This window comes from Clostridium sp. M62/1, assembly GCF_020736365.1.
GTDB lineage: Bacteria > Bacillota > Clostridia > Lachnospirales > Lachnospiraceae > Otoolea > Otoolea saccharolyticum_A.
Genome location: NZ_CP085988.1, coordinates 923,971 through 938,372, shown reverse-complemented (window position 1 = coordinate 938,372; position 14,402 = coordinate 923,971). Strand labels below are relative to the sequence as shown.

Sequence of the window (14,402 nt, the reverse complement as noted above, 5' to 3'; positions counted from 1 at the left end):
TTGTTAGTCTCGGAGATAGCAGACCCATGCTGTGCCGTCTTTCTCGGTCACAAGTCTGTCCCCGATACGGCTCTTTGCCGTTCTCATGGTGCGTGAGGAAATCCCACGCTCATTGACTGCCTTTTCCAGCTCTGCGCTCGGCATACGCTTTCCGTCTGCAAGCAGTTCCAGAATGAGCATTTGCGCCTGTGCGGTCTTGCTCTCGGTCTTGGCGGTGTCCGTCCCGGCAAGAAGCTCGTCAGCGGTAATGTCATAAGCCCCTATCCATTCAAAACCTTTCTCGTCTCCCAGAGAAAAGGCAAGGGACTGTCCGGGCGGCGCAAGAGAGCTTTTCTCATGGATCAGTACCCTTGTTGTGGGACTGTCCTTCAGCTTGCCGATAAAGAGTAGGCTGCGGACTGCCGCCGTAATGTCGATAGACCCTAATCCCCGGTAGGTGCTTTGCGTTCCTGCGGCTTTGTTCAGGTGTCCGATCAGCACGATAGCGCACCCGGTAGCCTGTGCAATGTCTCCCAGACTGCGGAATATCGGGCGCACCTCGTTTGCCCGGTTCATGTCCACATCTGCGCCCAGAAACGCCTGTACCGGGTCAATGATAACCAGCTTTGCGTTGTTTTCCCGGATTGCCCTTGCGATGCGTTCATCGGCAAGGGTCAGCGGTGTGTCTCTATCGTCAATGACAAGCACTTTTTCAAGGTCTGCGTCTGCTTCCATCAGTCGGGGCTTGACCGTATCACCCAGACCGTCCTCGGCAGTCTGGTAAATGATATTGAACGGTTCAAGGGTTTCCATACCGGGCAAGGGCTTTCGGTTGGTGCAAGCCGCCGCAAGACGCATGGCAAAGTAGGTCTTGCCCTCGCCGGGGTTGCCCTGTATGATCGTCAGCTTTCCAAAGGGGATATAGGGAAACCATAGCCATTTCACGCTCGTCAGCTCCACATCTGCCATGCGGAGCATGGGAACAGGCTGGGCGGTGGGCAGCTCTCGCAGCGTGATTGTCTCGGCTATGAATTTGCGGCTCGGAATGTCCCCTTGCTGACGGAGAACATCGTTCCAGTCTTTCCTTGCCGGGACAAGGCGAATGACGGCGATCTCGCTGGGAATGGACTGTGCCAGTCGGGTACAGGCTTCGCTTCCTGCGGTGTCGCTGTCAAGGCAGAGGAACACTTTTTGGGTGTCCTTGCGCTCAGAAAGAAAACGGTCAAGGGCTTTGCCAGAAACGCCGCCCAGGGCAAGATAGCTTCTTGTCTGCCAGTCCTGCGGATAAAGGCAGATGAATGATAACAGGTCAATCGGTGCTTCAAAGACAAAGAGCTGATTGCCGTTTCCCTCATAGCGGAACGGATAGGACTTGTCAGCCCCGGCAATGTCCTGTCTGAATGGGTCTGCCGTTCCTCGCACATGGGCGTATCTCGGCGTACCACTTCGGTCTCTGCCGACAAACACAACATTGTGCCGCTTTGCGTCCTCGTAAATATCCCCGGAAAGAAGAAAAGTCTCAACAAGCGTTTTGTTGAGACCTCGGCTTTCGCAAAGATATTGAATTGCTCTGTCGGCTGTTCTGTTGTGCAAGGGCAAGTGGAACGCTGTGGGCGGTGCTGTGGTGGCTTCGGTCTGTCCCTCGCCGTTTTCGCCTGTCAACATCTGGACAGCTTCGGGAAAGGACTTGCCGTAAAACTCCATGACGAAATCAATGGGATAGCCGCCCTTGCTCTGGCTGTGACGAAACCACTTGTTTCCCCGGACGGTCAGACTGTCATGTTCTTTCCAGCGGTATTCCCGTCCGCTTTTGATAAGTGTCTCTCCCTGTGTGCGGAGAAAATCTTCCAGACTGACGGCGTTCGCCCGGTCAATCTGTGCTTGGGTGTAATTCATCGGGATATATCCTCCTTTTTGTGTCGTGTTTGGGGTCGATTTTGGTGCATTTGTTCCTCTGTACGCTCGTTAAATCGGGCGGCAGTATCTACACATGACTTGACCTTCCAAAGACGGTGTAAATCGTCTCTGACGGTCTTAAACTCGCCATAGGTGGTGTTGTGCGCCTGTTCCAGCTCGTCATACTCTTCGGTCAGCTTTTTCATATCCACCTTGCCGTCCGGGAACTCTCCGGTCAGCTTGCGTCTGGCGGCGTAGAACTGTTTCAGTTCCGCTTCATGCTCTGCCTTGTACTTGGCTCTGGGCTTCTCAAACTTGATTTTCTGCAAGCCGTCATAGACAGGCTTCAAGCTCTGGAAAGCAGCGGAGCTGTCATAGAGCTGCTTAATTGCTTTCATTCGGGCGGTCTGTTCGTCCAGCGTTTTCTTCAAGCTCTCTGTGGCAGCACTGTGTTCGCTGACACGGCTTTCCAAATCTTCAAGGGAGTAAATGCCGTTTGCCCGGAGATAATTGAAAGTCTCGTTCATCTCCTTTAGATTGCTGACCTTGCCTTTCTGCGAATATGCCCCGGCTCTGCGCTGGGTGTAATAGGCGCTCAGCAGCGAAACAAGGTCGGGTGCCTGCGGCTTGGCAAGCTCCGCTTTTGCTTCGGCAATCCAATCGAACAGGAGAGCGATTTTCTTCTTGATGTCACGGATAACGGCATTGGTGGCTTTGATCCAGCGGTTGAACTCGCCTTTCTCGGTGCGTATGCCTTTCTTCTCCATTGCCCGAACGGTTGCGCCCTCGTGGACGGTGGGAAGAAGCTCCACGCCCTGACGCTCATAGCTTCGGTGGTCGATACGAACATCAATACCTTTTTCCGCAAACTTGGCGTTGCATAGTTCCGCCCATGTCTGACGCCAATGTTCCAGCGTTTCGGGACTGCCCCAGTCGGTAGTGGGAACGGCGTTGAACACAAACTTTCCGTTTGCGTCTCGAATACGGTTGCCGTCCTCGTCCAGCTCATACAGCCGGCGTTGCTTTAGTCCCCATTTGCCGTTCTGCTCAATGGGACGGATGGGGCAAAGCACATGAAAATGTGGATTGGGTATGCCGCCATCCTCCCGGTCTGGCTGGTGTACGGCGAAGTCAACCACCATGCCCCGGCTCACAAAGTTCTCCAATAAAAATTGCCTTGCAAGAGCGATGTTTTCCTCAAGGGAAAATTCATTCTGCAAGGCAATGTCAAAGCTGTATGCGAGCTGGGCGTTCTTTCCACGCTCGGCTTTTTCCACGGCGTTCCATAGGGTCTGGCGGTCTGCGTATTCTGGCGGGGCATGGGACGGCAGGAGAATATCGGAGCAGATCACGCCGCCCTTGCGGGTGTAGTCGCTGTATTCGCCGTAATACTCGCTATACAATCGCTCCCCGGCACGGTAGGCGGCAGAAGCAATAGCGGACTGTCCTGCGCTTCGCTTAGTCTGCGTGACGCTTAGATGAAATAGTGCCATCGGCTTTCAACTCCTTTTCTCTGTTCGCTTGGTTGGTGTGAGTAATCGCCATGTGACGGACGGCTCGCTGGACTTCGGACAGGGAAAAGATGTGTTCCATCAGCTCTGTCATTTCGGTGCGTGTGAGATCTTTGACCTCCGGGGCAAGGCTCTCAATCGTGCCGCCCAGATTGCAAAGACGATGGGTGCGTTGCTGCCTTTCGCCTTTCTCCAGATATTTCTTTCTGTTCTCAAGACGGTTGAGCTTGTGCTGTTCCTGTGCAAGCTGCGTCTCGGCCCGTTCCTTTTCGGCTCGAAGCTGATCGAGGGTTTTCGGTTTTGTCATTGTGATTGACCTCCTTTTTTGATTTTTGGGATAAAAAAGACCGTCAACTTTTCGCACATTGCGACCAGTCAACGGTCTGATTTTCGGTATTTATTTTTCCAAACTTGCTGGCGGCGAACAGCATTTCATGCTGTTTGCGGACGGCAAGTACACAGGGGATAGTCGCTTTAGCGGCGCAAGGGGGTGTAGCCACCTTGACGGAACAAAGTGACGCAACATTCTCGGTCGTGCAGTTTTCTTCTGCTGACCGGGAATGAAGCTCCGCAGGACGCACATACTCCCGATAGGAGAGTATAGAAGTGCGCCCTTTAGTTCCTAAAGGGATTTTCTTCTGACCCAAATTACATAAAATGTAGATCAAGACATTTCTAAGAGGTACTCTCAGATTTTCACAACATAAGATTCATCTTCAATAATACCCTGATCGTGGGTAACAATGATAACCGTTTTACCTTCTTCATTGAGTTCGTGCAATAACCTCATAACAATATCTCTATTTTTCTTGTCAAGTGAGCCAGTAGGTTCATCTGCCAAAACAACAGAACATTTTTTCATCATAAGACGAGCTAAAGCAACTCTCTGTTGTTCACCACCGGAAAGCTGATAAACTTTTTTGTTAACTTCCTTTGATAACCCCACACGATTAAGAGCTTCTTTAAGTGATACTTTAGTTCGGCTTGATTTTTTAATCAAACTTAAATTTTCTTTAACTGTCTTATTTTCAAGCAGTGCAAAATTCTGAAAAAGAAACCCCACTGTATCCGCAAAAAAACTGTTTTTATTTTTAAGCCGGGTAATATTCAGCCCTTCGATTATGATACTGCCGCTATCCGGCTTTTCGATACCACCAATCATATTGAGCAAAGTGCTTTTTCCACTGCCGCTATCCCCGCTGATTACTACAAAACTTCCATCCGGAATTTCCAAATTAAAGTTGGAGAAAATTATTTTCTCTCCAAATGCTTTATTTAAGCCACGAATTATAATCATAAACATCCTCCCTTCAATGACTTTGAGATATTTGTTTTTTCAACCCACATAATATTTGTGAAAATGATTGCCATTTCAATAATGGTGAGCAATGATCCAATCAGTAAAGCAATCCCGACACTTGCGTTAGATATAAAAATCGAAACAATGCAAATCAATATCACAACGGCTATATTTTCTATGAGATTAACGGAAATAAATCTTTTGTGCCTTTCATAAAAGCTATAACCTAAAACCTTTTTGAGGGAGATTTCCATAGAGCTAAGTCTAAATTCCATTTTCGCTTCAGATACGATGATAGCTATATCTAACAGCAATACTAATACGCAAAGAGAGCTTATAAAGCTAATCAATTTTACAAGGAAACTATGACTATAAATGTAATCCTCTCCGACATTCGTCAGCATAAAATAGTGTGAACCAAGCTGTTCTGCATATTTTTTCGCAGCATTACGAATTGTGCTTTCATCGCATCCGTAGATTACCTCACCATTATATGTTCCTGTTTCGATATAACTTCCATTTAAAGCAACAGCCTCATTTGCCTGATAAATCACAATCGGATTTGTTACTCTTGACAATCCGTCAATAGCCTCTTCTCTGTTCGAATTGAGATAATAAAATTGCTCTCTGCCAGAATATTCTTTATAAACAACACGCAGTTCTTCTGCATTTTGGGTAAGAGAGCCAATTTCCTCTTTTGCGATATCTTTGTATGATTCCGCATTTCTTCCCTTTGGCACGAAGACCACGATATCCTCTTTTTCATCATCTTCAGTAAGCATATCAGAAAACCCTTGTAGCATATCTCTGGCATTATGATTTACAAAAATATAATTATCCGTATCGCTTATCCGGCTGCCTATGCAGACCACCGGATTTATAGTGTTGTATTCATTTTCGTAAAGGTCATTCCAAAATTTGCTCTCTTTGGATTCCTCCTCATTTTCTTCAAAAGGAGGTTCAATCTGCATAACTCCAAAATAATAATCATTATAATGATTTTCTAAAAGAGTCGTGTTTGTAAGTAAATTACCTTGAATGCTACTGAGATTTGTAGTTATTGTAAAAATTGTCATAGCAGTAGCAAATACTTTAAGACCGTTCAGAAGATAAAACATACCTTTTTTATCTGAAGCATTGGCAAAGGCTTTTTTTACATCAAAGCGGACAAAAGCAGCATAAGGAATTACGGAAAGAACTGCTCCGGCACAATACACTGCCAAAATGAGATGATCTTCATACGCTCCCGATATAAATTGAGAAACAAGCAACTTTGCTAAGACGAATAATGCAGCATATGAAATCATATCAGCCACTACAGCTTTTAGAGCAATCACAGCAGCATTTTCGCCCAGAGAAGCTCGTACAACTACTTCCTTTTGTCTGCGTATCACCTCAATCATATTAAGTACAATCATCAATATGGCAACCAGGCCCCAAACAATGAACATCATATCAGTTTCGGTTGATTGCCAAAACTCTGGCTGCGATATAGAATATTCTTTTGCCAAATCTTGATATGTGGCAATAATGTCATCATCGTCACCGATATAGCTGACCATTATTTCCTGTCCATTGCCTGTGTTTTTTGCTTCTCTAAAATCTTCAAATTCTATTACGGTGATTCCGCCTATCAAAGCCGTATATGTTTTTTCCTCAATATCCATTGTGCTTTTAAGACTATCCCGAACAACGGTATCATCACCATAAATATAAAGTCTTGTCTGATAATTAGAAACTCTCTGATTAAAGGTCGAAAAAATATGAACACCATGCTTCTCAGCTGTATCTTCTGCATTGGCTAAAAATGAATCCATATCGTCATTGGTAGTTGTGTATCTGGACGATAAATAATAAGCACCATTAAAGTTCCAGAGCATATTTTGATATACTTCAGCTTGCATAACAAAAGCAAAAATAATCGTAATCAACAGCAATATATTTCTTATATGTTTCATTTGAAATTCTTAAACCTCCTTTGAATAGGTAACAGACACACGATTGCCCAAAATACTAATATGGATTTTTTCATACAACCACATTCTCTTGTTAGATTCTAATTTTCCGTTTTCTTTATTCGCATAAATTGTACCATAAAACTCGTGAACAATTCTACCGTAACTTTGGACTACATGAGAAAAGTCCGAACAGTTTTCTGCCCGGACTTCCTCGCTCAATCATAAATCAATTCCACTTTCACAATCTCCTCTGCCTGTGCCTTGCAAGCGTTCATCTGCCGCACCCATTCCATTTGGTTTTCGGCTTTCAGTTGCTCGGTCACGCCGTTTTGCTCTGCCAGTGACCGCACGATCAGCTCCATGCGGTTTCGTGCTGTTTCGTCAATCTCGGCGCAATGCTCAAAGAGCTTGTCGGATAGCACCAGCTCATTGAACAGTATCGGACGGTGCATTTCCAGATACGCCTTGCGAAGTCTGCCGTAGTGTCCGAGGGGCTTGATCTTGCGGATAATGATGTTTGGGATAAGATAATCGCCGTTCTGTGTGTAAGTGATATTCATGCTGTTTGTACTCCTTTCATCGGCTCTCTCTGCGGTAAACTGCTGACCGGGACGAACACGCCCTTTGCAATATCCTCCGCACGAATGGCGGCTTTCTTGGCTTCGATTTCTGCCTTTTTCCGCTTCTTGATTTTGTCCTCGTATCGCTTCTGCGCTCCGCTGGCTTTCCGCTTCAAGTAGTTCTGATGAAGCCTGTCCTTGCGTTCCTCACGTTTGCGGATTTCCTCTAATTCTTCCGGGGTCAGCTCCACTTCTCCAAACGCCGGGGGAACAAATCGCCCAACAAAATTGAAGTAAATCTCGACCTCCTGTGTGGTCTGTATACTGCCTTTGCGGTCACGCTCATGCACAAGGATTTTCTCGATAAACTCGTTGAGCATGGCAATGGTCAGCTTGTCGAAGTTCTCATATTTGTCGATCAGAGCGATAAAACGGTCAGCGTCCTTTTCGTGCTTCTCATAGCTCTTGACAGCCTTTTCCAGAACAGAGATTTCAGCGGTAAGCTCGGACTGTTCCTTTTCGTATTGAGCGTCCAGAGTGGCGTATCTGCTGTCGGACAGCTTGCCTAAAATGTTGTCCTCATAGATTTTGCAGAGCAGGACTTCCAGCTCGGAAACTCTCTGCTTTGCTGTGGCAAGGCGTGTGCGCTGTTTTCTGACCTCTGCCGTCTGCTGGCTGGACTGCGCTTCCTGCACCACACGGACAAACTCGGCTCGGTCATGCTTGGCATACTCGGCAATAGCTTTGAGCATTTCGGAAACAAGGGACAGTACCACATCTTCATTGATACGGTGCTGTGTCGTGCAGAGCTTTCCAACTGGGACTTTGCTGTATTGGGAACAGGTATATTGAGAAATACGCTTGCCGTTGTTGGTACGGTGGACATACATCTTGCCGCCGCAATCGGCACAATAAAGCAAGCCTGTGAGGGGAGCTGCTTCGCCCCAGCCGTCCGGGTAGCGTCTGACATTCCCACGGATTTTCTGCACAAGGTCAAAGGTCTGCTGGTCAATGATAGCTTCATGGGTATTCTCGAAAATCGTCCATTCGTCCTCCGGGACATAATGGCTTTTTTTGTCCTTGAAGTGCTTTCGGGTCTTGAAATTGATGGTGTGTCCCAGATACTCACGCTTTTCAAGAATGTTGCAGATGGTGGAAGAACCCCAGCCGTACACATCTTTGAAAGTCTTGTTTTTGTTCACGCCCTCGCCGTGTTGGGCAAGGTAAGCAGACGGAATAAGCACCTTTTCCGATTTCAGTTTGCTGGCGATCTGATACGGACCGTAGCCCTCAATCGTCATGGCAAAGATGCGCTTGACCACCTCTGCGGCTTCGGGGTCAACCAACCATTGGTCTCTGGCTTCGTTCCAGAGATAGCCGTAAATGACTGTGCCTGTGAGGTGCTTGCCGGACTTGCCTTTGGACTGGAAAGTGGAACGGATTTTACGGCTGGTGTCTCTGGCGTAATACTCGTTCATAATGTTGCGGAAAGGGGTAAAATCATCGTCACCTCTGGCGCTGTCCACGCCGTCATTGATGGCGATAAGGCGAACGCCACGCTGACGCAGGATTTCCATAATCTGACCGACTTTCAGATAGTCACGACCCATGCGGCTCATGTCCTTGATACACAGATACTCCACATTCCCGGCTTCAACCTCTTTCATCATTGCCAAAAATCCGGGACGGTCAAAGCAAGTGCCGCTAATGCCATCGTCCGTGAAATGGACAATGTTTGTAAAGCCCTGCCGTGCGGCGAACTCCTCCAACATAGCCTTTTGATTGGAAATGGAATTGCTCTCACGCTGTTGGTCATCATCTTTGCCAAAGTCATCACGGCTCAGTCGCTCGTACAGAGCTGTGATTTTCTCGTTTTTTCTCATAACTTGCGCTCCTTTCTTCGGTTTTAGGTTGTGTGTTCTAAGAGACTTCCCAACTGCTTGATTAAGAAGTCTTTTAGAGCATACAACACCGGCTGCCAGCTTATATTTCTTATACTGCCGCACTGCGAAGTGGTTTGGCTTTTCCGATTCCAGTGCATCAAACATCAGGTCTACGGGATTTTTGAACTCCTCGTCATCCTCCCGGACTTCCATGGCGTTGATGAACTCGATGAGGGTGGAGAAGTTTTGCTCCTCCACCGGAGCTTCATAGTGGATATATCCAATCAACGCGCAATACAGCAATGTTTCCGCCTTGACCCAGAAATCGTCTCCGGCCTTGCCTTCGCCTTTGGTATTGGCAATCAGCGTTGTTACCAGCTTCAAGATGTCCTTTTCGCTATGGATATAGGCGAAAGGGTTATAGTGCATGGACTTCTTGAAGTTGATGGTATTTAGGACCTTGATTCGGTACGGCTCATAAATGACCTTGCCGTGCTTATCCTTCATGGGCTTTCTGTCCTTCCCCAGCTTTGGCGCACCCCTTTGGAGCATTTTTCCGCATTCCACCAGAATTGTTCCCTTCGGGTCCGTCACAACATAGGAGCTGTGCATCTGCATCAGGTTGGGTTTCAGCCAGAATCGGGTCTTACCGGAACCGGAGCCGCCAATCACCAGTACATTTTTGTTTCTGGCAGTCTTGGGGTCCTTGGGGCGGCTGTTCATGGTCAGGCTCTCCGTTTTCGTCAGAATCACGTTGTTCTGAAATACAGGATCAACGTAAGGTGCAATATCCTCACGGGTTCCCCAGCGGGCCGAACCATATTCCAAACCATGTCGATATTTCTTGGCGTTCTTGCTTTTAAGATACACCGCCAGCCTCAGACTGCCTCCACAACACAGTCCTACCAACAAGTCCAACGGATGCAGGCTTGGCCAGAAACTTTGCAGCGCCCCAGGCAGAACCGCAACCAGCGAAAGAAACTTTTCTGAAGCATCCGCCCCTTGTGCCATTCGCCATGCCTCTCCAAAATTGGTAGCAAACAGCCCCAGCAGGATATACGGCATATTCAGCAAAACGAGCTTTTTGATGTCCAATGTCTTTTTCATCGTTCCAGCTCCTTTCGCTTGGTGCGATCCACCACAGCATTTTTAACCATCTCTTTGAACTGGTTAAGTTTTGCCAGTACGGACGGGCGCTCTGTTTTCGTTGCCTTTTTGACCTTTTTGTTGGTGTACTCTGTAAAAGCTGCTGTCAGAGCATCTGCATCACGGCCTTTGAAAAAAATCAGGTACTTTGGCGGAGAACTGCTGCGGTCCTTTTTCACCGCATAATCCACACCATATTTCCGGGCGATTTTCTCAAACTCCTTGATAGAGGGGTCTGTGATCTCAATGTTGGATATTCCCTGATTCTGCCCGACAAGCTGCTTCACAGTCTGTTTTCCATGCGGAACAACCAGCGCATCACGGCTTCTCTGTTTTTCCAGCTTCTTTTCCTTTCGATGTGCCATGTACTTGCTTATGGCAGCCTTAAACATTCTGCCGGTAAACTTTGTTCCACTGACAACCAGCGTCAAAGTTCTGTTTTCCACTTCTTCCTGCATTTTCTCGCCTCCTTTCCACGAAGTTTGCAGGGAATCTCTTTTTTTGCTAAGGCGGAACCACCAGCCGCCGCAGAAGATAACGCTTCATACCGCCCTCCTTAGCGTAACTGGTCAGAACGGTCATAGTGCAGATTGCCCTGACGTACCTTTGCGTGGCTCAAAATCTTAATCTGCCCCTTTTCCTGACTATCCAGCGCTTTTTCATAACCGGTATCCGACAGGAACAGGCGGGTTCGTTCGCCTTTCCAGCCAACAGGGGAATCGTTCGTCAGCACATCAAAAATAATCATGTGCCGGGTGTCCTCCGCAAAACGCTGGAGATCCATATATCCATGACCGTGATAATTCTGCGCTCCTGCCTTTGCCCGCATTTCTTCCATCAGCTGCCCTATGGTCTTTCCCTCAGACATCATGCTTGCTCCTTTCTCCCGGCAGTTCCGGGCAATAAAAAAGCGACCATTTACCAGCCGCCATACAGATCGTGATTTACTTGTGAGGTGTAATGATTGCTTATCGTGGTCGGTGCATTGAACAGAACGGTCAGAAGATACTGCTTCATGTTACGAATTTCCGTGGTGTTCTTCTGTAAACAGTCCATGACAAACTCAATGTGCGAGTTATCCAGCTTCAAGAATCTGGAACGAACGATTTCATGCGGAAAATCACTTCCTGCAATACGGGTGGTCTTTCGCTTTGCACAGACCGTTTCCACGATTAGCTCCACAATCTCATCCAAATCCTCCCGATAAGTTTCATACTGCTGACACAGGTATTCATACCCGATATTCTCCTGAATCAATTCCCGATAACTCTCTATCTCTGTGAGTGACATCGCATCCCTTCCTTTCCGTTCCGGCAGACAATCTGCCGCGCAATCCCGGAAGGGAATGGAATCGGTACTTGATCCATAAATATTTTGTTTTTGAGTATTTGATTTCTCTATATTTAATTCTGCGGGCTTTTCCGTATCCGGTTTATCCATATACGGGTTTTCCGTATCTGGTGAATCCGTATCCGGTTTTCTAAGCTGTGGCTGCTCGTATATGACATACTCTGTATCGCTGATGCGTCCCTGCCGGTCACGCAGCTTGTGCCGTACAATATAACCGGCGGCCTCCAATTCCCGCAACGCAGCGCCTATGGCATCCACGCCCTCCTTACAGATCTTTGCAAGACCACGGGTGGTGTAATTCCAGTCCTCTGGCAAAGACAGCATCATGGAAAGCAGCCCCTTGGCTTTTAACGACAGGTTTGCATTTCGTAAATGATGATTGCTCATCACGGTATAATCACGGGTCCGTTCAATGCGAAAAACGGCCATCGACCTCACTCCTTCCGAATTTTGGGTACAAAAAAACCACAATCCTAAATCAAAGAATTGTGGCGTTCAACTTTCTCTATATTTTCTTGTGCATTTCTTTCCCGGCTTAAAGTCGAGAATGTGTCCCTCAACAACACGGGCATACCGCTTGATTTTGATTTTCCGGCGCTGATGATCTTGGAGAGCGTTCTGATAGCTGTCCTCTGCAAGAAACAGACGCATTTCATCACCTCTGCTCCCGTAAGCACTGCACGGATGTAGAACAACAAACTCAATCATCCATCGGGTGCTGTCCTTAAAGCGTTCCACAGCAAGAATGTTATGTCCTTTCAGCTCCCTTGCTGAAATATCTTTCATAGGCGGCTCCTTTCATCGTTCCTGGTCTCTCTGACGCTTTTTCTGCCATGCCTCCAGCAGCTTGATGATGGTTTCCTGCATCCGCTGGGGCGTATAGCTTTTAGGAAAATACTTCCGCAAGGTGTCAGAGGTAAATGTCACTCGGTCCAGATCGCTTTTCTTTTCCTCACCCATGATGACACGCATCATATCGAGGGTCAGATGCCCCTCCTGACTGTATTTTTTGAGCCGCTGGGCTTGAGAAAGAGAAGGGGTAGCCTGTTCGCTGTCCATTGCATCCAGCAAATCCCTCTGTTCCTCTTTTTTGAGGAAGGACAGCTCATAAGCAGGATTTAAGGCAATTTTCTTTTCATCCACCATGTCCAGCAGTTCGGAAATCAGCTCGGTCAGACGGATAAATCTCTGAATTTGATTTTTACTCTGTCCAACCTGTTCAGCTAAAATATCTCTGGATTTTCTACCATCGGACTTGTGCCCAACTTGGGCACAAGTTAAATCCACTCGCTCTCCCTGGTGCTTCATAGCCTCCAACTTCATTTTATAAGCAAAGGCCCTTTCACTGGGAAGCAGGCTTTCTCGTTGTAAATTGCTGTCAACCATAATGATCGTGGCGGCATCATCATCCAGATCACGGACAATTACCGGCATGGTCTCTTTTTCTGCCAGTTCACTTGCCCTGTGCCGTCTGTGTCCGGCCACCAGTTCATAACCACCCTCCGGGTCAGGACGGGCAATCGCAGGAACCAGCACACCATACTGCTTGATACTGTCTGCGGTTTCCATCATTGCTTCGTCATCCTTGACTTTGAATGGATGCCCTTTGAACGGGTGCAGTTCCGACAGCGGGATTTCTACTATTTTTTCTCTCTGAGCATCGGCACGGCTCTCCTCCGTAGAAAACAGATCATCTACCGATGCCAGCTCTACTTTTTTCGCGCTGCTTTTCAAGTTTCAACACCTCCTTCGTCAGATTTCGATACCCCTCTGCCACCTTGCCGCCAGGGTCATGGGCGAAAATACTTTTTCCTTCTGCACTAATTTCCTTTGCCCGGACAGAATGGGGGATTTCCGTTCCAAAGACTTTGATTTTACTTCCATAGGTGTCCCGCAGCAAAGCAGCAATCTCTTTGGCAAAGTTGGTGCGGTTATCCACCATCGTCAGCAGGATACCGTCAATCTGGAGCTTTGGATTGATCTGCCGTTTCACCTTACTGACCGTAGATAGAAGCTGTTCCAGCCCTTTGGCGGGCAGATACTCTGCCTGAACGGGAATTATGATCCTGTTCGCAGCCGCCAGCGCATTGACCGTAAGCATCCCCAACGAGGGCTGACAGTCAATCAGGATATGGGAATATTGTCCCTTCAGTGTGTCCAGGTATTGCCGTAAAATTGTTTCACGGCTCATGGCGTTTACCAGAGAAACCTCCATACCGGAAAGCTGAATATCCGCAGGCATCAGGTCAACGCCTTCTGCATGATGCAGAATACCTTCTCCGGGGCGTATAGGATGATCCATCAGAATTTTGCCCATTGCATCCGACAGTGTAAATGGCAGCTTGTCCGGTTGCGGATTTCCCAAGCTGATTGTCAGGCTTCCTTGTGGGTCCCCGTCGATCAGAAGCACTTTCTTTCCGGCCTGTGCCAGACCTATTCCCAAGTTCGCACAGGTTGTTGTTTTGCCAACGCCGCCTTTCTGGTTGGCGATGGCGATGATTTGTGTGTTCATGACTTCACCTCATTTCTGATTGTTGCTGTTGTTTCTGGAAATAGAAAAAGCCGCCACTTCAAAATCATAAAGTGACGGCCCTTTCTAATGCCGGAATCTCTGAAACAAAAAAAGCACCCAGTTATTTGTTACTGAGTGCCTGCATTAGAATCGTATTTAATTGTTCAGATTTGGTCAGATTATGCCAAACCCTCCAGCGAAAAATCCGGTGTCTGAGAGTGCCAAATCACCCTCAAAAATACCCCCGAAATTGCTCTCTGGTTGTCCTATTTTTTAACCACTAAGGCCGTTTTTTGACCCCATTTTT

General features: G+C 47.4%; 13 protein-coding genes and 1 pseudogene. All 14 read right to left on the bottom strand.

Translation table 11 applies throughout. The features are described from left to right. Positions 1-3: 3 nt before the first annotated feature. Entirely contained in the window at positions 4-1,875 is a 1,872-nt protein-coding gene (locus LK436_RS04905) for an AAA family ATPase (RefSeq protein ID WP_008396266.1), read from the bottom strand. Further along, positions 1,872-3,368, bottom strand: coding sequence for a MobQ family relaxase (gene mobQ, locus LK436_RS04900; protein WP_008396268.1), 1,497 nt, complete (start codon positions 3,366-3,368; stop codon positions 1,872-1,874). Before mobQ ends, LK436_RS04905 begins: the two co-directional genes overlap by 4 nt. Next, a complete protein-coding gene (locus LK436_RS04895; RefSeq protein WP_008396269.1) occupies positions 3,334-3,693 on the bottom strand; it encodes a DUF3847 domain-containing protein in 360 nt (119 codons plus the stop codon). Before LK436_RS04895 ends, mobQ begins: the two co-directional genes overlap by 35 nt. A gap of 381 nt (positions 3,694-4,074) precedes the next feature. After that, positions 4,075-4,683 carry an ATP-binding cassette domain-containing protein gene (locus LK436_RS04890; RefSeq protein ID WP_044930696.1) on the bottom strand — a complete coding sequence of 203 codons (609 nt, stop codon included), beginning with the start codon at positions 4,681-4,683 and terminating at the stop codon, positions 4,075-4,077. After that, positions 4,680-6,644 carry a hypothetical protein gene (locus LK436_RS04885; RefSeq protein WP_008396273.1) on the bottom strand — a complete coding sequence of 655 codons (1,965 nt, stop codon included), beginning with the start codon at positions 6,642-6,644 and terminating at the stop codon, positions 4,680-4,682. Before LK436_RS04885 ends, LK436_RS04890 begins: the two co-directional genes overlap by 4 nt. A gap of 215 nt (positions 6,645-6,859) precedes the next feature. After that, the gene (locus LK436_RS04880; protein WP_008396274.1) at positions 6,860-7,204 is read right to left on the bottom strand and encodes a TnpV protein; all 345 of its coding nucleotides are present in this window, start codon (positions 7,202-7,204) and stop codon (positions 6,860-6,862) included. Beyond that, complete coding sequence (locus tag LK436_RS18505; protein WP_416207819.1) at positions 7,201-9,087, bottom strand: DUF4368 domain-containing protein; 1,887 nt, start codon at positions 9,085-9,087, stop codon at positions 7,201-7,203. The genes LK436_RS04880 and LK436_RS18505 overlap by 4 nt, the downstream gene beginning before the upstream one ends. Positions 9,088-9,147: 60 nt before the next feature. Further along, a pseudogene (locus LK436_RS18500) lies at positions 9,148-10,194 on the bottom strand (type IV secretory system conjugative DNA transfer family protein); the annotation flags it as partial. Beyond that, positions 10,191-10,691 carry a PcfB family protein gene (locus LK436_RS04870; RefSeq protein WP_008396276.1) on the bottom strand — a complete coding sequence of 167 codons (501 nt, stop codon included), beginning with the start codon at positions 10,689-10,691 and terminating at the stop codon, positions 10,191-10,193. The pseudogene LK436_RS18500 and the gene LK436_RS04870, both read right to left, overlap by 4 nt. A 98-nt stretch (positions 10,692-10,789) precedes the next feature. After that, entirely contained in the window at positions 10,790-11,101 is a 312-nt protein-coding gene (locus LK436_RS04865; RefSeq protein WP_008728385.1) for a DUF5720 family protein, read from the bottom strand. 50 nt (positions 11,102-11,151) lie between these two features. After that, a complete protein-coding gene (locus LK436_RS04860; RefSeq protein ID WP_007886611.1) occupies positions 11,152-12,012 on the bottom strand; it encodes a DUF6017 domain-containing protein in 861 nt (286 codons plus the stop codon). A 66-nt stretch (positions 12,013-12,078) separates the two neighbouring features. Continuing rightward, positions 12,079-12,369, bottom strand: coding sequence for a DUF5720 family protein (locus LK436_RS04855; RefSeq protein WP_008396277.1), 291 nt, complete (start codon positions 12,367-12,369; stop codon positions 12,079-12,081). Between the two features lie 12 nt (positions 12,370-12,381). Next, positions 12,382-13,317: a ParB/RepB/Spo0J family partition protein gene (locus LK436_RS04850; protein WP_008396278.1), complete on the bottom strand. Its 936-nt coding sequence runs from the start codon at positions 13,315-13,317 to the stop codon at positions 12,382-12,384. After that, positions 13,274-14,095 (bottom strand): ParA family protein, encoded by an 822-nt coding sequence (locus LK436_RS04845; protein WP_008396279.1) that lies wholly within the window; start codon positions 14,093-14,095, stop codon positions 13,274-13,276. Before LK436_RS04845 ends, LK436_RS04850 begins: the two co-directional genes overlap by 44 nt. Positions 14,096-14,402 lie beyond the last annotated feature (307 nt).